This window comes from Mesorhizobium sp. M1A.T.Ca.IN.004.03.1.1, from assembly GCF_003997555.1.
Classification (GTDB): Bacteria; Pseudomonadota; Alphaproteobacteria; order Rhizobiales; family Rhizobiaceae; genus Mesorhizobium.
Genome location: NZ_RZTV01000286.1, coordinates 1 through 274, shown reverse-complemented (window position 1 = coordinate 274; position 274 = coordinate 1). Strand labels below are relative to the sequence as shown.

Genomic DNA, 274 nt, shown 5'->3' with positions numbered 1-274 from the left:
TGGAGGCCATGAAGCCACCCGTCACCGAATAGAAGCTGCAGTGATAGAGCTTTCTGCCTGCCAACTGATTAGCCGCGCGCAGGGGCTCGACCGCTGAGGCCAACGACATCAGCCCATAATCCGGTGTGAGGATGAAGCCGATCGATCGCAACGAGGCGCTGTCTTGAAGGCCAGACATGCCCCCGAGCATAGTAGCTGTGGCAGGAATCAGCAAGAATCTGTCCGCGCCAGTCAATCGTGTGCTCGACACCGGAGTAAAAGTTGGCCTTGCTCA

At 57.7% G+C, this 274-nt stretch carries 1 pseudogene; it reads right to left on the bottom strand.

Annotated features, from left to right (window positions below):
- Positions 1-178 (bottom strand): annotated as a pseudogene (locus EOD29_RS36615) (GlxA family transcriptional regulator); the annotation flags it as partial.
- Positions 179-274 lie beyond the last annotated feature (96 nt).